The organism is Paenibacillus sp. FSL W8-1187 (assembly GCF_037965485.1).
GTDB lineage: Bacteria > Bacillota > Bacilli > Paenibacillales > Paenibacillaceae > Paenibacillus_O > Paenibacillus_O pasadenensis.
The window spans coordinates 3,354,874-3,373,454 of the sequence record NZ_CP150181.1; the positions used below are offsets into that span (position 1 = coordinate 3,354,874).

At 64.5% G+C, this 18,581-nt stretch carries 17 protein-coding genes; 1 reads left to right on the forward strand and 16 read right to left on the reverse strand.

From position 1 onward, the window contains the following. Positions 1–5: 5 nt before the first annotated feature. The 5 genes from NYE40_RS14620 to NYE40_RS14640 all read right to left on the reverse strand — a co-directional run bounded on the left by NYE40_RS14620 (position 6) and on the right by NYE40_RS14640 (position 6,065). A complete protein-coding gene (locus NYE40_RS14620) occupies positions 6–1,088 on the reverse strand; it encodes a biotin/lipoyl-binding protein (protein ID WP_028596969.1) in 1,083 nt (360 codons plus the stop codon). After that, on the reverse strand, positions 1,054–1,956 hold the full coding sequence (locus NYE40_RS14625; RefSeq protein ID WP_101809319.1) for an ABC transporter ATP-binding protein: 903 nt from the start codon (positions 1,954–1,956) through the stop codon (positions 1,054–1,056). Before NYE40_RS14625 ends, NYE40_RS14620 begins: the two co-directional genes overlap by 35 nt. A gap of 1,520 nt (positions 1,957–3,476) precedes the next feature. Further along, positions 3,477–4,463, reverse strand: coding sequence for a Gfo/Idh/MocA family oxidoreductase (locus NYE40_RS14630; RefSeq protein WP_339278594.1), 987 nt, complete (start codon positions 4,461–4,463; stop codon positions 3,477–3,479). A 237-nt stretch (positions 4,464–4,700) separates the two neighbouring features. Then, positions 4,701–5,195: a glutathione peroxidase gene (locus tag NYE40_RS14635; protein ID WP_153783806.1), complete on the reverse strand. Its 495-nt coding sequence runs from the start codon at positions 5,193–5,195 to the stop codon at positions 4,701–4,703. A gap of 60 nt (positions 5,196–5,255) precedes the next feature. Further along, positions 5,256–6,065 (reverse strand): alpha/beta hydrolase, encoded by an 810-nt coding sequence (locus NYE40_RS14640; protein ID WP_153783807.1) that lies wholly within the window; start codon positions 6,063–6,065, stop codon positions 5,256–5,258. Positions 6,066–6,225: 160 nt separating this feature from the next. Here NYE40_RS14640 and NYE40_RS14645 point away from each other — a divergent pair, with 160 nt between their 5' ends. After that, positions 6,226–7,221: a glycosyltransferase gene (locus NYE40_RS14645; protein ID WP_339278595.1), complete on the forward strand. Its 996-nt coding sequence runs from the start codon at positions 6,226–6,228 to the stop codon at positions 7,219–7,221. A 36-nt stretch (positions 7,222–7,257) separates the two neighbouring features. Here NYE40_RS14645 and NYE40_RS14650 read toward each other — a convergent pair whose 3' ends face one another. The 11 genes from NYE40_RS14650 to pyrF all read right to left on the reverse strand — a co-directional run bounded on the left by NYE40_RS14650 (position 7,258) and on the right by pyrF (position 18,447). Then, positions 7,258–8,154, reverse strand: coding sequence for an ABC-2 family transporter protein (locus NYE40_RS14650; RefSeq protein ID WP_339278596.1), 897 nt, complete (start codon positions 8,152–8,154; stop codon positions 7,258–7,260). Next, complete coding sequence (locus NYE40_RS14655; RefSeq protein WP_228551559.1) at positions 8,144–8,944, reverse strand: ABC-2 family transporter protein; 801 nt, start codon at positions 8,942–8,944, stop codon at positions 8,144–8,146. Before NYE40_RS14655 ends, NYE40_RS14650 begins: the two co-directional genes overlap by 11 nt. Next, on the reverse strand, positions 8,941–9,969 hold the full coding sequence (locus NYE40_RS14660; RefSeq protein WP_101809491.1) for an ATP-binding cassette domain-containing protein: 1,029 nt from the start codon (positions 9,967–9,969) through the stop codon (positions 8,941–8,943). Before NYE40_RS14660 ends, NYE40_RS14655 begins: the two co-directional genes overlap by 4 nt. A gap of 306 nt (positions 9,970–10,275) precedes the next feature. After that, entirely contained in the window at positions 10,276–10,767 is a 492-nt protein-coding gene (locus NYE40_RS14665; RefSeq protein WP_101809320.1) for a tetratricopeptide repeat protein, read from the reverse strand. 84 nt (positions 10,768–10,851) lie between these two features. Continuing rightward, positions 10,852–12,198 (reverse strand): stalk domain-containing protein, encoded by a 1,347-nt coding sequence (locus tag NYE40_RS14670; RefSeq protein WP_052332849.1) that lies wholly within the window; start codon positions 12,196–12,198, stop codon positions 10,852–10,854. Between the two features lie 95 nt (positions 12,199–12,293). Beyond that, positions 12,294–12,791 (reverse strand): GNAT family N-acetyltransferase, encoded by a 498-nt coding sequence (locus NYE40_RS14675; protein ID WP_101809321.1) that lies wholly within the window; start codon positions 12,789–12,791, stop codon positions 12,294–12,296. After that, positions 12,775–13,395 carry a hypothetical protein gene (locus tag NYE40_RS14680; protein WP_101809322.1) on the reverse strand — a complete coding sequence of 207 codons (621 nt, stop codon included), beginning with the start codon at positions 13,393–13,395 and terminating at the stop codon, positions 12,775–12,777. The genes NYE40_RS14675 and NYE40_RS14680 overlap by 17 nt, the downstream gene beginning before the upstream one ends. After that, positions 13,392–14,246: a hypothetical protein gene (locus NYE40_RS14685; RefSeq protein WP_028596980.1), complete on the reverse strand. Its 855-nt coding sequence runs from the start codon at positions 14,244–14,246 to the stop codon at positions 13,392–13,394. Before NYE40_RS14685 ends, NYE40_RS14680 begins: the two co-directional genes overlap by 4 nt. Before the next feature lie 111 nt (positions 14,247–14,357). Next, entirely contained in the window at positions 14,358–15,851 is a 1,494-nt protein-coding gene (locus NYE40_RS14690; RefSeq protein WP_101809323.1) for a malate:quinone oxidoreductase, read from the reverse strand. A gap of 1,205 nt (positions 15,852–17,056) precedes the next feature. Next, entirely contained in the window at positions 17,057–17,698 is a 642-nt protein-coding gene (pyrE, locus tag NYE40_RS14695) for an orotate phosphoribosyltransferase (protein ID WP_028596982.1), read from the reverse strand. A 2-nt stretch (positions 17,699–17,700) separates the two neighbouring features. Then, complete coding sequence (gene pyrF / locus NYE40_RS14700) at positions 17,701–18,447, reverse strand: orotidine-5'-phosphate decarboxylase (protein WP_339278597.1); 747 nt, start codon at positions 18,445–18,447, stop codon at positions 17,701–17,703. Positions 18,448–18,581: the final 134 nt, after the last annotated feature.

The window sequence follows — 18,581 nt, forward strand, 5'->3', positions numbered from 1 at the left end:
GCACGTTACCTGCCCACCACTTTCATCCCGGGCTCGAGGCCCTTCAGAATCTCGACCGCAGTCGCCGTCTGCTCGCCGACCTCCACGTCCACCTCCCGCTTCGTCTCGCCCTCGACGACCTGCACGTAGGTGCGGGAGCCGATGCTGCGCAGCGTGGACGGCGGGATGACGATGGCGTTCGGCTTGCTTTTGACGACGATGCTGACGGAGAGCATCGTGCCGCGCGCCACGTTCGCCGGCACCTTGTCGAGCTGGATGAGCAGGAAGTCCTCCGGACGCTCCGGCGTGGACGCGCCTCCGTTGCCTCCATTGCCTCCGTTTCCGTTGCCGCCGTTGTCGTCAGGCTGCGCCACCGGCAAAGCGGTGATCTTGCCGCTGACCTCGCCGACGCCGTTGATGTCGACGACAGCCTTCATGCCGACCGTCACCTGCTCCAGCTCGTCGGCGTCGAGCTTGATGCCGGGCACGAGCTGGCCCGTATCGGCGATGACGCAGATCGGATCGTAGGCCTTGATCGCGTCTCCCTTCTGCACCGGCAGCTGCACGACCGTGCCGGCGAACGGCGCGACGAGCGTCGCCTTGCCGATCTCCTCCTCCAGGTCGCCGATCGCCTGGCGCTTCTCCTCGAAGGCGATGACGGCCGCCTCGAAGTCGACCGGCGGCATTTCGTCCTTCTTTCGCAGCGTCTCCTTCATCGCGACTTCGTCCTTGCGGAACTGCAGGCGCTGGTCGCGCAGCTGCTTCTGCATGTCCTCGACGTCGAGCGACGCGATCGGATCGCCTTTCTTCACTTTTTGTCCGGGTTTTATGTACAAGTCCTTGAGCCGTTTTCCATCCAGCGTGTAATAGAGCGTCTCCTCGCGCAGCGAGATCAGCTTGCCGGCGGCCTCGACGCGCGTCTCCAGCGTCTGCGTCGTGACCTCGTACTCCGGCTTCTTGGAAATCTGCGGCGGAGCGATGGTCGGCAGTACCTCTTCCTCCGGCTCGGCCGGCAGCAGCGAGCAGCCGGCGGAGAGCGCCAGCGAGCAGCCCAGCAGCAGAGCGGCGGCACGCTTAGATGAACGTCCCGTCCACCATTTCGTAAACATGATCGGCAACCTCCAAAATCGTAGGATCGTGAGTCGTCATGCAGATCGTGACGCCCTCGGATTGAATCATCGTGCGGAATACGGACATGATCTGCGCCGACATCTGCGTGTCGAGCTCCGCGGTCGGCTCGTCGGCCAGCAGCAGGCGCGGCCGATGGGCGATCGCCTTGGCGATGGCGACCCGCTGCTGCTCGCCGCCGGACATCTCGAACGGGCGGTGCTTCATGCGGCGCTCGAGGCCGACCATCGCGAGGCAATGCTCCACGCGGCCCTTCCACTCGGAGCGGGGCGTTCCGGCCATGCGCAGTGACAGCTCGACGTTCTCGTACGCGGAGAGCAGCGGCATGAGCGCGAACGCTTGGAAGATGAAGCCCATCCGCTCGCGCCGGATGACCGTGCGCTTGTCGTCGCCGAGCTTGTGGATCGGCTCACCGTCGAACCAGATCTCGCCGCTGGACGGCGTATCGAGTCCCCCGATCAGATTGAGCAGCGTCGTCTTGCCGGAGCCCGAGCGGCCCTTGAGCATGACGAGGCGGCGATGCGGCACCTCCATCGTGATGCCCTTGAGCACATGGATGGGACCGCCCGAGGCCGGAAAGCTGCGCTGGACGCCGCTGACCTGAAGCAGCGGCTCGCCGGACGGAACGTCCCGTTCCGCTGCCGCGGCTTCGATGCGGCCGGCGGCAGCGCCCGAATGCGTGCCGCCCTGGAGCTCGGCGGGATCGGCCGGATGCGTGCCGCCCTGGAGCCCGGCGGGATCGGCCGGTCCGACCGCCTCGACAAGCTCGCCTTCGGCGGTCGGTTCCGGCGACAGTTCATCCGGCGGCGCCTGAGCAGGAGAATCTTTTTTCTTCTTTTTCCAGATCATGGTGAATCTCGACCCTCCATTTTCTCATCTTTCTCATTTTTCCTGTAGACGGATGGAAATGGTTAAAGGTTACACCGGAAATTGCCTTTTTCGAAAAAAAACCAAAAAACGCGACAAAAGTCCCGTTTCAGATGCGGCTTCCCGGGCTAAAGCTCCGGACTTGAACGTCCGAATGACGGGGACTCTTCTCGGTCTTCGTGGAGCCCGAAGCCACGAATTCCCTTTTCCGGCACAAGCGGCGGTTCGGAAAGCTCCTCGAGAACGGAGGCATCTTACAGCCGCTTCCATTTGTGTTGTCCGCATCCTTGGAGGGCTAACAATACGGAGAGACGCTATTTCGCCGAAAACCGCCTTTCTGAACTTTTAACGAAACTGACGAGCGCTACGGGGCCTTCAACTCCGAAAAATCGGTGTTGAAGCCTTCAATAGCACTTCTCAGTATCGTTACAATTTTATTTGCGCCTATTTCGGACAAATAACGTTCCTCAGTTTCGTTAGCTCCGCCCACGCCGCCCGGACGTCCGCACCGCTCGCGTCCCGCCTTGCACATCCCGGGCTCCCGCTGCCTGCATCCTCGCCTCCGCAGCCCGCACTCCCCCACGCCGTCCGCACCGCCCGCGTCCCGCTCGCATGCCACCGTTTGCATCCCGCGCTCGCGCCACCCGACCGACGCCGCCCGAGCTCAGCAGCCCGCACACCTCTCCTCGTCTCCACACCCCAGTTGCTCGGTTTTTCCGCACATCTCCCTCGTTTACTCGTCTACGAGTCCCAGTTGCTCGGTTTTACCGCGTATCTCCCCCTGTTCACTCGTCTTCGCACCCGAGCTACTCGGTTTTTCCGCGCATCTCCGTCGTTTCTCCAACTGTCCTCCAGGTAACATGATTTTTTCGACTTCATGCCTCGATCACGCTCCTCCGTTCACCAGCTAGCTTCGCCAATGGCTGGCTGACGAGGCAGTAGGGTCGGCAGCTTGGCAGATCATAGCCTGCTTAGAAGTCGACGCGGGTTGGGCGGACGCGGAGATGGAGCAAAGCCGAGCTAGCTTGGCGAGCGCTGGGCACAGTCGAGGCTGCCGTCTCCCAGGTTTGCGGGAGACGGCCCTCCCCCCTAAAAAAAGGGGAAGCGGGCGGCGGACGAAGGGAGCGAAGCGAGACGATGCCTTTCGGAGAAGCGGCAGCGGTCCTCTTGGAAGACGGATGGCCTCCGAATAGGAGGTCAGGGGATCAAGCCATCCGGCTTCCAGTGGAATCGGAGAGAGGCTCGGCTCGCGCAGCGACCTGTTCGTCCCACAGGCTTGGCTCGGCTCACACAGCGGCCTATTCGTCCCACAGGCTTGGCTTGGCTCGGCTCGCGCAGCGGCCTGTTCGTCCCAGTCAGCCCGCACAGCGGCTTGTCCGCCCCCGAACGCCAGTCCCCTTATCCCGCACACAAAAAGAAGCCGTCCCCAACCGGCGCGCAGCCGGCTTGGAAACAGCCTCTTCCCTCATCTCTTGTACCCTTGATTCGCGCCGCCCCTGCCCTTACGCCCGGTCCGCCGGGAACACAAGCCCGATCTGGCGGCGCGCCTCGTCCATGACCTCCATCACGGCGAGCGACAGCTCGAACGTGTTGATGTCCGACTCGGTCCGGCCTTCGGCGATCAGCCGTACGAAAGCCTCGATCTCGTACTGCATCGTATTGGCGGCCTGCGGCCGGCTCAAGTCCTCTTCCTGCCCGCCGCGGAGCTGCAGCCGAACGGACGCCGGCTGGCTGATCCGCTCAATGCGCATGACGCCCTGCTCCCCCTGAATCTCGGCCGGCAGCGACGAATCGCTGATCTTGGAGTGCGCGATCAGCGCCTCCATCCCCGGATAGCCGAGCAGCAGGCTGCCGCGGCCGTCGACGCCGGTATCCAGCATGACGGCGCTCGCCTGCACCGTCTGGGGCTTGCCGAACAGCGCTACGAGCGGATACAGGCAGTAGACGCCGATATCCATCAGCGAGCCGTTGGACAGCTCCGGCTTGAAGGCGTTCAGCACCTCGCCCGCCTTGTAGCGGTCATAGCGCGAGGAATACTGGCAGAACGAAGCGAAATACTGCCGCACCTCGCCAAGACGGCCGAGGTTGTCCCGGATCGCGGCGAAGTTCGGCAGGAACGTCGACTTCATCGCCTCGAGCAGCAGCACGCCATGCTCCCTGGAGGCGGCGATCATCTCCCGCAGCTCGCGGCTGTTGGAGGCGATCGGCTTCTCGCACAGCACATGCTTGCCGCGCTTCATGAACAAGACCGCCTGCTCCGCATGCAGCGAGTTCGGGCTGGCGATGTAGACGGCGTCGAGCTCGCGGCTCGCCGCCATCTCCTCGAGATCCGTGAACCGGTACGGGATGCCGTGCTTGTCCGCAAATTCCGCCCCCCGCTCGGCGCTCCGCGAATAATGGGCCGCGAGCTGCAGCCCGTCGACTTGCCGAGCCGCGTCGATGAACGTTTCCGTGATGAAGTTGGAGCCGATGATTCCGATACGCAGCATGCTTGTTCCTCCTTGGATCTGGATCGTATCCAGTCTATCACAGAGCGGCCTTGGGCAGATAGAAAAGCCCGCCTCCGGAGTCGGAGACGGGCGGGCGACGACCGGCATCATCGATCGGGCGCCTCTGCGATCGGGCCGCTTATCGGACGGGCGCATCTGCGATCGAGCCGCTTATCGGACAGGCGCCTCTGCGGTCGAGCCGCTCATCACCTGGCGCCGCTCATCGCCCGGCGCGGCTCACGCCGGAGCGCCGGCTCCGAGCAGCCTTCGGATATGGCTCTCGATCTTCTCCGGCTTGTCGGTCGGCGCGAAGCGCTGCACGACGCGGCCGTCCCGGTCGACGAGGAACTTCGTGAAGTTCCACTTGATCGCCTTCGTGCCGAGAAAGCCCTTGGCCTCGCTCGTCAAGTATTGGAACAGCGGCGACGCGCCGTCGCCGTTCACGTCGACCTTGGCGTACAGCGGAAACGTGACGCCGAAGTTGATGCGGCACGCCTCCTGGATCTGATCGTCGCCGCCGGGCTCCTGATTGGCGAACTGGCCGCACGGAAAGCCGAGCACGGCCAGCCCTTCGTCCTTATACGTCTGATGCAGCTTCTCCAAGCCGTCGAACTGCGGCGCCAGCCCGCATTTGGTCGCCGTATTGACGATCAGCATCACCTTGCCGCGATAGGGCTCCAGCGTCGTCTGCTCCCCGCCGGACTTCTCCACTGGAATCTCATAGATCGACATCGGCATCGCCTCCCAATTAAATCGTTTCTGATTCAATTGTATAAAATTAATTCAATGCCGTCAACGCGACGATCCTCCCCAGCCGAGATCCTCCAGCCAGCTCCGGGAAAGCTCCAGCCAGCCGCCGGCGCGGCGGTCGTCCGCCGCCATGCCGATGCCGTGCCGCCCGCGCTGGTACACATGGAGGTCGTAGGAGACGCCGTGCTCCGCCAGCGCCATCGCGAATCGGAGGCTGTTGCGAGAAGAGACGCCTTCATCCTCCGCCGTATGCCACAGGAACGTCGGCGGCGTATCCGGGCCGACCTGCTCGTCCGCGCTCATCAGCGCCTCCAGCTCCGGGTCGGGCCGCTCGCCGAGCAGGTTGCGCCGCGATCCGCCATGCGTCACGTCCGGGCGCATGCTGATGACCGGATAGCAAAGCAGCAACGCGTCCGGACGGCAGCCGATCCGCCGGATCGGCTCGTCCGACAGCGGGTCGCCGTCGTTGCTGAGCGTGCCCGCGCTCGCCGCCACATGCCCGCCTGCCGAAAAGCCGAGCAGCGCGATCCGCTCCGGATCGACGCCCCACTCCTGCGCGTGCAGCCGCACGAGGCGGATCGCCTGCTGGGCGTCCTCCAGCGCGCTCGGATAGGCGTACGGGGCGACGCGATAATGCAGGACGAACGCGTGGAAGCCGCGTTCCTGGTACCAGGCCGCGATCGGGTCGGCCTCATGTCCGGCCCGCATCGCGTAGCCTCCTCCGGGGCAGACGACGACGGCCCCTCTCGCTGCCGTGCCGGCCGCGGGGAAGCGCAGCAGATGCGGCCGGTCCTCCTCTTGCGTGCCGAGCGCGCCCGGCGCTCCTTGCGGCCATAGCTCGATTTTTTCCATGATGCATGCTCCTCTCGAGTGCTGATGCGGCGTTTCGTTTCCTTAATGCCTTATACCCTCTTCCTCGCCGCTCTGCCGTTCTCCTCCCTCTTCTCTACCCCATATCGGGCCGGTCGATTATACTAGCAGAAGCATGCCCCACCCGAAGGAGGAATCGACGGTGACGAAAGTCGGTCTCGTCATGAGAAAAATTCAATTCGCGGAGGCCCAGGGCCCCCGCATCTATGCCGAAAGGCTGCAGGCGCTCAGCCGCGAGCTCGGCGTCGAGATCGTGTTCGTCGCGCCGGACCGCCATGTGAGCGGATACGACCAGGCGCCCGGCTACGAGTACGAAAAAGGCGATCTCGTCAACTACGACCTCGTGCTGGAGCAGCTCGACCGGGAGCGGATCGAGCATGTCATCTACACGGTATCCGGGTTCACGTTCCTCAAGATGTTCCGCGACAAGGCGGTGCTGTTCCCGCACAGCTACCCGCATCCCGACCTGACCGGCTACGAGATGATGAAGCCGTTCTACTCGATCGTGGACAAGGCGGTCGTGCATACGGACTATCTGAAAGGCCTGTTCCGCGCCGATTGGGGCGTCACGGACGTGGACGTCATCCCGATCGGCTTCGAGGAGGAGCTCGCCGAGCGCCATTACGACCCGTCGCAGGTGGTCGAGAACCGCATCCTGTGGATCGGGCGCGACGAGCCGAACCGCCGTCCCGACCTGCCGCTCGAGTACGCGCGCCGCAATCCGGACAAGGACGTCGTGATGGCGATGGGCGGCCTCCGCTACCGCGAGAGCATGAAGCGCTACGACATCCCGTCCAACGTGACGCTGAAGTTCGCGCTGTCCAGGGACGAGGTGTTCGAGCTGATGAATTCGGCAAAGGTGTACTGGAGCAGCAGCCGCTTCGACACGTTCTCGATGCCGCTCGCGGAGGCGATGGCGATGGGCAAGCTCGTCGTCAAGCCCGAGCATCCTTGCTACGGGCATATCGCGTCGACGCATACGTTCGCCGGCAGCGAGTCCAACTGGTTCGAGCTGCTGAACATGGCGGCCGCGCATCCGCGCCGGGTGTCCGAGGACAACCGCGACCAGGCGTTCAGCCGCTTCAGCGGACGCGTCATGAAGGCCGGCTACGAGAAATTCTACTCCGGCTGGCTGTAGGCATTCGCTGGCCGCAGCCATTCCGCCGGCTGGACGTCAGCTCCTCATCGCCATCCGGTTGCCCGAGCTGTAGCGCCGCAGGCCCGCATAGAACAGCCCGAGCGACAGCGCCGCCAGCAGCAGCAGCATGCCTGCCGCCGCCAGCATGAACGATCCGTCCCAGCCGCGCAGCAGGCCGATCGGCATGTAGCTGATGAAGCCCGCCGGAACGATCGTGAACAGCAGCAGCCGGCCGAGCCCTTTGAAGATGTCCGCCGGGTAGGTCGTGAACGCGAGGAAGCTGTTGAACAGCTGGAAGGCGATGCCCTCGGCGTTGCCGAAGAAAAACGCCAGCGAGCCGGCCGCGAGCGTGAAGAACAGGAAGAACAGGCCGGACATCAGCAGCGCGAGCAGGAAAGAGGCCAGCCCTGTCCAGCTATGGTCGCCGACGTACGCATAGATCGCCGCGCCGAACAGGAAGTCGCCGATCGCCGTCAGCGACATGCGGCTCGCCAGCACGTTCAGCAGCAGCGGCTTCGGCTGGGTCAAGTAGACGTCCAGCTCCCCGTTCGCCGTCAGATAGGCGATGCGCGTGAAGTTGCCGAGCAGCACGCTCGCCCAGCCGAAGCCGCCTGCGCTGACCGCCCAGAGCAGCATGACGTCCTTCAGCTCCCAGCCGGCGACATCCGGGAAGCGGTCGAAAAAGATGCCCCAGAACAGCAGCCAGATGACGTTGTTCAGGAACATCATGCCGGCGGTCATGAGGAAGCTCAGGCGGAACTCCATCGCGCCGGCGAGGTTCAGCTTCCAGCAGGTGAGCAGGAACGGCAGCGTGCCTCGCCAAAACGTTCCTTTGCGCCCGTCCGCAGCCGTTGCGGAAGCGGCCATGGTCGTGGCCCGGGTCGGCGCGGCCGCCGACGCGGACCGCTCGGCCGGCTTGCGATCAGCCTCCATTGGCATTCAGCCTCCTTATGCCCCGCGAATAGATCCAGGCGCACAGCGCCGCCATGACGGCGATCCAGCCGAGCTGCTGCGCCACGTAGGCGCCCAGCTCCTCCCCGCCGCTGACGGCCGACTTGGCCGGAAAGTACAGCACCGCCTGGAACGGCAGCCAGGCGCATACCTGCTGCAGCCAGTGCGGCATCAGGTCGAGCGGGATGAGCATGCCGCCGACGGTGAACTGCAGCTTTTGCAGGATGAACTCCAGTCCCCGCGTCTCCTCCACCCAAAAGGAGCAGAGCGCGATCGACAGGTTGAGCAGGAACGCCAGCGTGAAGCTGCCGAGCCCGAGCACCGCGATCGAGGACCAGCCGGCTCCGAGCTCCGGCGGGCCGACGAGCATCCAGCCGATGAGGCTGCCGCAGGCCAGATTGACGACGAACCGCAGCGCCGCCTCCCCGAGATAGGACGCGTACTGGTAGCCGGCGTACGAGATCGGCGTCAGCAGGCGGACGGCGATGCCGCCGCTCTTGACCTCCTCCTCGATGCGCGTGCACAGCTGCGGAAACGCCATCGTGAACGCCTCGGTCAGCACGAGGTACCAGATGATGTCCTTGAGCCGGAAGCCGGCGATCTCCGCGCCCTCGCCCTGGCCGCTGTACGCCGCCGACCAGAGCTGCATGAACACGTAGAGGATGAGCAGCAGGAACAGCGAGCGCATGAGGAAGTCCATCCGGTAAGCGGTCTGCTGTTTGAGCGTGATGCGGACGACGGCGGCGTATTTCGCGCCTTTGGCGGCGATCATGGCGCATCCTCCTCTCGCGCGGCCACGCCTTCGTCCCGGCCTCGGGCGAACAGCGTCTTGATGACCTCCTCCATCGGCGGGTCCTCGATCGTCACGTCCGCGATCGCCAGCGTCGACATGAGCCCTTGCAGCACCTGCTCGACGCCGATCTCCGTCAGATCGACCGACAGCCGCAGCTGGCCGGCGTCGGCCGGCAGCCGCCGCGCCCCGGGAGGCAGCGGCAGCGACTCGGCGGGCGGGGACGATTCGGCAAGCCGCACGGCGACCGTCTTGTAGCGGAGGATGTCGCGCTTCAGCCGCTGCACGGAGCCGTCGACCATGATGCCGCCGTGATGGATGACGACCGCCCGCCGGCACAGCCGCTCGATGTCGCCCGCGTCATGGGACGTCAGGAACACCGTCGTCCCCTCCTCCCGGTTCAGCTCCGCGATCAGCTCGCGGATCCGCTCCTTGATCATGGCGTCGAGGCCGATCGTCGGCTCGTCGAGGAACAGCAGGCGCGGCCGGTGCAGGAACGAGCAGGCGATCTCGCAGCGCATCCTTTCGCCCAGCGACAGCCGCCGCACGGCCGTATCGAGGTACGGCCCGAGCTCGAAGCGCTCGATCAGCAAGTCGCGCCGGCGGCGGTAGTCGTCCCGGTCGAGCTCGTAGATGCGGCTCATCAGCTCGAACGTGTCGCTAGGCGGCAGATGGTACCACAGCTGCGACTTCTGCCCGAAGACGGTGCCGATCCGGTAGGCGAGCTGCTTGCGCTCCTTCCAAGGCACATGGCCGAGCACGGTCGCCTCGCCGCCGCTCGGATGCAGGATGCCGGTCAGCATCTTGATCGTCGTCGACTTGCCGGCTCCGTTCGGACCGAGGAAAGCGATCGTCTCCCCCTCCTCGACCGCGAGGTCGATGCCCGACACCGCCTCCTTCTCGCTCCAGCTCGGCGCCCACAGCGAGCGGAGGCTCGCCGCGAATCCCGGCTCCTTGCGCTTGACGCGGAACGTCTTCCGCAGTCCCTTCGTCTCCAATACGTTCATGCTCTCCGCTCCCTTCGTGCTCGTCTGTCCGTGCCGGACCCGCACGCGATGCGGGGCCGCTCCTTTCCCGGCCTCGGCCGGAATCGGCAAAAAGACCTTCGGAAAGCCGGCCGGCACAGGCGTGCAGGCGGAACTTTCCGAAGGTCTTTTATCCCTTACGGTGTACGCGGCCTATGGCGCCGCGCCGGTCTCGCTCGGTTCGGTCGAAGAGGGCCGCATCGGCGCGGCCGCTTCCCGGATCCCTAGAAACCCTTCCGTTTGATGATTCATCTTACACGGAAGGGAAGGTTTGGTAAAGGCTTTTTTTCACCATACCTGATCCAGCTTGTCCGCATAAAAACGGATCGCAGGCGCATAATCCCGCACGCCGGCGGCGGAACTGCTGTCCGCCAGCTCGCGCAGCAGCAGCTCCATCGCGCGGGCGGCCTCGCCTTCGTTGTACAGCGCCATCGCCAGGAACACGCGAAATTCCGCCCGCTCCGGGTACCGCTGCGCCGACGCCTCCAGCAGCTGCCGCGCCTCGGCGTAGCGGCCGAGCGTCCGCAGCGTGCTCCCGAGTCCGAGCCTCGCTCCCGCATCGTCTCCCGGCTCCGCCAGTCCGAGCGAGAGCGCCCGCTCGTAATGCGGCACCGCCTCCCGCTCCAGTCCGAGCGAGTCATGCGTCCAGGCGAGCTGGTACTGCAGCTCGGCGTCCTCCTCGGCATGCTCCGCCAGCGCCTTCAGCAGCCGCAGCGCTTCCTCGCCCTGGCCTTCGCCGCGCAAGCGCGCCGCGGCGCGGATCGTTTCCTCTCGATTCATCTCGGCCTGCCTCCTTCTTCCGATTGACTTAAAATTCCGGTTGACTTAAAAAAGCCCGTCCGACAATGCGGACGGGCTCTGTTGCTATACGCTTGCCGCGGTCTGCTGCAGCAGCGCGGTCAGCTCGGCGTTGCCGAGCTCCTTGGCAAGATCCAGCGGCGTTTTTTCCGTAGACGGATTTTTCTTGTTCGGGTCGGCGCCCTTGGCGAGCAGCAGCTTGACGATGTCCAGCGCCTCGGCGTCGACCGCTTCGTACAGCGCATGGTCCCGCTTCGGATCGGCTCCATGCTGGAGCAGCAGCTCGACGACGCGGGCTTCCGGCTTGTAGGCGATGCCGTCATCCTGGGCGTCGTACAGCATGCCGCTCGCGAGCTCAAGCGGCGTGTAGCTCTCCTTGACGTCGCAGTTGCAGTCGTTCGGATCGGCGCCGTTCTTGAGCAGCAGCTCCATCATGGCGTACGCGCGGCTGCCGTCAGCGCCGACATAGCCGGCAGCGGCGGCGAGCGGCGCAGCGAATTGCTGCTTGCCGTCGGACTTGGCGCTCGCTCCGGCCGCCAGCAGCTCCTTCACGATCTCCAGGCGTCCGGCGTGGATCGCCGTCCAGACGAGGTTGCCGTTCTCCTGCTCGAGGCCGGCGATGTCCGGCTTGGCGGAGAGCAGCAGCCGCAAGAGCTCCAGATCGGACGCCTCGGTCGTTGCCGGATATTCCCCGTCCGCCGTCTCGCGGTAAGGCAACGTCGCCGCTTCGACGAGCGCGATGGCGTCGCCCTCTTCCATCGTGACGATCATGTTGACGTCGGCTCCGTTGTCGAGGAACAGCTTGACGATGTCCTTGTTTTTGGTGAAGACGCTCGTGATGAACGCCTGCTCGCTGAGCGCCGGCTTCCAGCCTGCGGCAAGCATCGCCTTGAGCTTGTCCAGCTTGCCGGCCCAGGCGAAGCTGTTGGCCTTGTCCGCCCAGCGCGCCTGCAGCTCGGCGCCTTGGAGCGGAGCGACCGTCACCTGCTGCTTGGCGGCGTTCCAGCCGACCTTGCTGTCAAGCGCTTCGCCGATGAAGCGAAGCGGCACGAGCGTGCGTCCTTTGAGCACGAGCGAAGGCTGGGACAGCTCGACCTTCTGGCCGTCGACGAGCGCCCAGTTCTGGCCGATCGTATGGACGATCGTCGTGAAGCCCTTCGTCGCGGTGATCTGCTTGCCGCTGACGGACACTTTGGCGCCGAGCCCTTCGAAAATGCCGCGCAGCGGCACGAGCGTCGAGCCGTTCACGATGACCGGCGGCTGATCGTACTTCTGCGTCTTGCCGTTCAGCACGACGCTGATCGCCGGCTTGGCGGCGGCCGCCGCGGCCGAATCGGCCGCGCCGCTTCCGAGACTCGTCGCGATGACGGCCGCAGCGATTGCCGTGGCGGCAAGACCTTTCCAATGGTTCATGATTGGCATTCCCCTGACCTCGATTATGTAAGCTCCACGTATGGAAAACTTCAACTCTATTATCGGAGGTCGGCCTCGCCTTGTCTATCGGAAAATCAACGGGGGCCGGAAGTCCCGGCACCCGCGTCGGAGCGGGGAAGATCCATCGACAGCCGAATCATGTCGACGCACGGAATTCCATTCTCCACGATCGGCTCGTCGTAGTGGCGCACGAAAAAATCGCGGTCGACGCCCGCGATGCGGAAGCCGCAGCGCTGATAGAGCGCCAGCTGGCCGATGCTGGAGTTGCCCGTGCCGACCTCGAGCGTCGCCGCCCCGAGCTCGCGGGCGCGCTCGACCGCATGGAGCACGAGCCGCTTGCCGAGGCCTTGGCCCTGGCGCTCCTCGGCGACCGCCACATTGACGAGCTCCAGCGTCGCCGGCCTCGTCGGCAGCAGCACGTACGCGCCGATCGGCGGTCCGTCGCCATCGGCCAGCAGCCAGCATTCACCGCGCTCCGCGTAGGAAGCGACCATCTCGGCGGACGGGTCGGCGAGCAGCAGCAGCTCCATCGGCAGCGGCTCTTCCGGATTTCGTTTACGAATGATGATCATAGGGTTGGCGCCTCCTTGTCGCCTCCTTGTCGACTCTGTGCCTGCGGACACGGGCTAGACGGAACGGCAGCCGCAGCGCCAGCAGCTCGGCGATGCCGAGCAGGAGGACGCCGCCTCCATACCAGACCCACCACTGCAGCTCCTCTAGATTGAACTGGAACGGATAGAACACCAGCAGGACAAAAGCGAGCAGCGCATAAAACGTCCGCCTGCCTCCGGCCTGATGCTGGATGTCCCTCGCTTTCGCCTTGGATGCCGCCTCGCGCAGCCCTGTGCAGAGCAGCATGATCAGCACGGCGTGAAGCGCCAGCATCAGCTGGCCGTACAGCTGGACCGGCAGCGGCAGCTGCGAGATTCCCTCCGTCGGATTCATGGTATACGGCATGAGCACAGCCGGGAGCGAGACGGCCGCCAGCCCCCAGGCGAGCCGCCCGGCGCGGCGCATCGCGGGAAACTCGCTGCCGAGCCGCAGCGATCCCGACGCCGCCATCATATAGCCGACGAAGTCCGGCAGCCAGTCGATGCCCGCGATCCGCACGTCGAGCAGCACGAGGAGGAGGCCCCAGCCGATGCGGCGAAGCGGCTTTCGCCAGGATACATTCATCGCGAGCTCCCTCCGTTCATGGCCGGATGCGGCTCGCTTCCTTTTCGAAGCTGCTTCACCAGCGCCGTCAAGTCGTTCTCGTCGATGGCCAAGTTCGGAAAAGCAAGCGGCTCCCGCTCCCGGATGATCCGGCCGTCCTCCGTCCGGAACGTCAGCTCCAGGCCCATCTCGTAATAATGGGCTCCGCGAAGGCTGTTCCCGCCGTCAGGCGCGAACGACCAGTCGATCCGGATCGTCTCCCCTTTGGTCAGCGCGACCGGCGGCTGCAGCGACTTAGCCCCGAAGCCGTAAGGCTTCAACCGGATCGAGTCGCCAAGCTCAGCAGGAACGACTTCGATTCTTTCGAGCGTGCAGTCGCAAGCGGCTGCGCCGTTTACGGAACCGTTGTCGGACCCGCCCCCCTTGCCCTTGATGCCTAGAACCGACTCCTCGCGCTTGCGCAGCGTGCCGGCCCGGACCTGCTTTATGGTTCCATTGCGGTAATGTACGGTCAACGTTATCGGCTGCGGCTCCTTGAGCTGTTCATAGGCCTCTTGATCCACTTCCCAACTGGCATAGGCCGTCAGCTGGCGCTGGTAGCGGAAGCCCATCGTCTCTTGCAGCACGATGGCAGCATCGGGCCGCTCGTTCCATTGCACGAATAGGACGGAATTCCGCTCTCGGCGATTTTCCAAGTAAGGGATGTAGAGCTGATTGGTGCCGGGATGGACGAGCTGATCCTGCGTGAAAAAATAAGGCTCTTCCAACAGCTGCGTGCCGCGATAGAGCAGATTCCCGGTCCAGCTCGCCGCGATCAGCACGACCGCCGCCGCTGCCGCCGTCCACGGACGGCGCTTGATCCAGCCTAGCATTGCGCGTCTCCTCCTTCAACCTGCCTATCATAGCATAATCCAGGAGTATTTTGGGAAAGAATGCAAAAAATCCCCGGAACCGTTCGGTCGGCACCGGGGAGGGAAGACAGCTTATTTGGCTGGATGCAGTTCCTTGAGCTGGAGCGCCTTGGCCGTAGAGGCCTCGATCTGCGCGATCAGCTGCGGGTGCTGGAGAAGCTTGAGGCCGTAGGAAGGGATCATTTGCTTGATCTTCGGCTCCCATGCCTTGAGCTGCTGCGGGAAGCATTTTTCAATGACCTCCAGCATGACGGAAACCGCAGTCGATGCTCCCGGCGAGGCGCCAAGCAGCGCCGCGATCGAGCCGTCGGCCGCGCTTACGACTTCCGTACCGAATTGCAGGATGCCTTTGCCCGCCGGCGTATCCTTGATGACCTGCACGCGCTGGCCGGCTACGACGAGCTCCCAGTCCTCGCTCTTGGCTTCCGGAACGAACTCGCGCAGCGCGTTCATCCGCTGCTCCTTGGACAGCGACAGCTCCTTGAGCAGGTACTTCACGAGCGGCACGTTCTTGGCGCCGGAAGCGAGCATCGTCACCAGGTTGTTCGGCTTGACGGACGTGATCAGATCGAGCATCGAGCCGTTCTTGAGAAACTTCGGCGAGAAGCCGGCGAAAGGTCCGAAGAACAGCATTTCCTTGCCCTCGATATAACGCTTGTCAAGATGAGGCACGGACATCGGCGGCGCGCCGACGGCGGCCTTGCCGTACACCTTGGCGTGATGCCGGGAGACGACCTCCGGATTTTGGCATACCATGAAGATGCCGCTGATCGGGAAGCCGCCGATGGCACGTCCTTCTGGAATGCCGGACTTCTGCAGCAGATGCAGGCTGCCGCCGCCGCCGCCGAGGAAGACGAACTTGGCGTTATGGCGTTCGACCGCTCCTCGGCCGTCGCGCACCTTGATCTCCCAGCTGCCGTCGCCGGCACGCTTCACGTCGTCGACCTGATGGTTGTAGCGGACATCGACGCCTTGCCTTTGCAGATGGGCGAACAGCATGCGCGTTAAAGCGCCAAAGTTGACGTCCGTTCCGGAGTCGATCTTCGTCGCCGCAATCGGCTCGTCGACCTTGCGTCCGTCCATGATGAGCGGAATCCACTGCTTGAGCTGGTCGGGACGGTCGGAATACTCCATGCCCCGGAACAGCGGGTTGTCCTTGAGCGCTTCGTGGCGCTTGCGGAGGAAGTTGACGTTGTTCTGCCCGAACACGAGGCTCATATGCGGCAGCGCCTTGATGAACTCCTGAGGATGCTGGATAAGTCCGCTTGCCGCCAGATGCGCCCAGAACTGCTTGGATACCTGGAATTCCTCGTTGACCTTGACCGCCTTGCTGATGTCGATCGAGCCGTCGGCCTTCTCGGTCGTGTAGTTGAGCTCGCACAGGGAGGAGTGGCCCGTACCGGCATTGTTCCATTCGTTCGAGCTTTCCTCGCCTGCCGAGGCGAGCTTTTCGAACACTTTGATGCTCCAGTCCGGCGCAAGCTCCTTCAGCAAGGCGCCAAGGGTGGCGCTCATGATGCCGGCGCCGATCAAGATCACGTCAGTTGCAGGTTGTCGATTGCTCAATGTTATCGGTCCTTACCCATGAATTTTTTAAAGCCGGATCGACTCGGATCCACAATCACTCCCTCTAGTATAGCACGATTCGACGGCGCTTTGTAATGACCGCTCGAGTCCTATCTTCGCTTGTCGGAGCGCGGACACCGGGACCGATCCGCTTCGCGGAGCGGGGACTCGTTCCGATCTTCCTAGAGCCCAGATTCCTCTGATTCCATTCTCCAGCAGGGGTGGAACCCGGCCTCCAAGGGACCCGCGGCCGCTTCTTCGCGAGTCTCCCGTCCGCTTCGCTCCTGGTCCTGGCATATTGCTCTCGCTTCGCGTATGTTGCACGGTTCCGCGCCTGTTGCAACAAGAGCAGCATCTTACCTCTGCATTCAGATGCGCAACCAGACCGCTCCACCAACCGCCCCTGAACTTCCAGCTCCACAGCCGCACCGAGTTGCTCGATTTTTCCGCGCAGCTCGCTCCGTTTCTCCCCACGGACACCTGAGTTACTCGGTTTTTCCGCGCAACTCGCTCCGTTTCTCCCCACGGACACCCGAGTTACTCGGTTTTTCCGCGCAACTCGCCCCGTTTCTCCCCCGGGCACCCGAGTTGCTCGGTTTTTCCGTGCAACTCGTTCCGTTTCTCCCCCTGGACGCCCGAGTTACTCGGTTTTTCCGTGCAACTCGTTCCGTTTCTCCCCCTGGACGCCCGAGTTACTCGGTTTTTCCGCGCAGCTCGCCTATGTAATTGGTCGAGCAGGGCTGGGATGGTTTGTGCAGGCAGCTTTGACTGCTTGCTGGCTTGGTCTGTTTTAAGGCCAGTTTGTTGCGGCCGTGCGAAGCGCTGCCGTCTCCCCGCATTCGGGAGACGGCCCTCCCCCCTAATAAGAAGGGGGAGGGAGCAAGCTTGCGGGGCGAGGCAGAGCGGAGCGAGACGATGCCTTTCGGAGAAGCGGCAGCGGTCCTCTTGGAAGACGGATGGCCTCCGAATAGGAGGTCGGGAAATCAGGGCATCCGGCTTCCAGTGGAATCGGAGAAAGGCTCGGCTCGCGCAGCGGGCTTCTTGCCCTACCGGGGCTGCTTCTCCGGGTCTGGTTCTCCGGCTTCACCGGAGAAAGGCTCAGCCCGCGCAGCGGCCCTCCTGCCCAAACAGCGAAAAGGACGGTCGGCCTCATGCGCCGTCCCGCCCTCTATCGCTCTGCCTCGGCGCGAGGCCGATCTCGCCGCCTACTTGCCGTAGCTGGCCGGGTCCTCTCGCCACGCCTGCAGCGACGCGAGCTGCCCGCTCTGCACGATGCCGCGCTCGGCCGCCACGTCGATCAGCGCCGAGTAGCCCGACAGCGTGCGCAGCGGCACGCCCGCCTCCGCGAAAGCCTTCTCGGCGCTCGCGAACTGATACGAGAAGATGGCGACGACCGCCAGCACCTCGCCGCCCGCCTCGGCGACCGCCTGCGCCGCCTTGATCGAGCTGCCGCCGGTCGAGATCAGATCCTCGATGACGACGACCTTCTGCCCCGCGGCGATGCGGCCTTCGATCTGGTTCTGCTTGCCGTGGCCCTTGGCCTTGTCGCGGATGTAGGCCATCGGCAGGTTCAGCTTCTGCGCGACCCAGGCGGCATGCGGGATGCCCGCCGTCGCCGTGCCGGCGATGACGTCGGCGTCCGGATAGCTCTCGCGAATGACCGCGGCAAAGCCCTCCGCCACAAGGTCGCGGATATCCGGGTAGGACATCGTCAGCCGGTTGTCGCAGTAGATCGGCGACTTCAGCCCGCTCGTCCAGGTGAACGGCTCCTCCGGCCGCAGCGCGACCGCTCCGATGTCCAGCAGCTTGGCCGCGATCTCGCGCGGAAGGCTTTCGACTTGAAGCATGCTCATGCTTGGATCAGCTCCTCGATCATGGATTCAATGGCGGCGCGCGGATCGGCCGCCCGGGTGATCGGCCGTCCGATCACCATGTAGTCGGTGCCGGCGCGAAGCGCGTCCTGCGGCGTCATGATGCGCGTCTGGTCGCCGACATCGGCGCCGGCCGGACGGATGCCCGGCGTGACCGTCTGGAACGTCGGCCCGCAGGTGTCCTTGACGAGCTGCACCTCATGCGGCGAGGCGACGACGCCGTCGAGGCCGGACGCGATCGCGAGCAGCGCGTAGCGGGCGACCGCCTCCTCGACCGTGCCGGGGATGCCGATCTCATCGTTGAGCACCTCCTCGCTCGTGCTCGTCAGCTGCGTGACGGCGATGACCGTCGGGCGCGGCAGCGAAGGATCGGCGGCGAGCGCCTCCTCGACGCCGTCCATCGCCGCCTCCATCATGTCGCGGCCGCCGGCGGCATGCACGTTGAACATGTCGACGCCGAGCCTCGCGATGCTGCTCGCGCCGCCTTTGACGGTGTTGGGAATATCATGCATCTTCACGTCGAGGAACACGCGGTAGCCGCACTCCTTGAGCCGGCGGACGAAGTCCGGTCCGGCGGCGTAGAAGAGCTGCATGCCGACCTTCATGTAGCAGGGAATGCCTTGGAGCTGCTCCAGCAGCTGCTCGGCGGAGGCGGCGTCCGGATAATCCAGCGCCACCATCACCTTGGCTGCCGCCTGCTCGCGGCTAAGGGCCGTTGTGCTCATCGCTTGCTCCTCCTTGGGATCGATCTGTTCGGTCGACTGGGCATAGAGAAAGGCCATCCGCCAGAAGCGCGCCGCCGGCAGCGCCTAGGAAGGCGGTGCTGGAGACGGCGCGCTCATCGGCGCTGGCCGTGCTT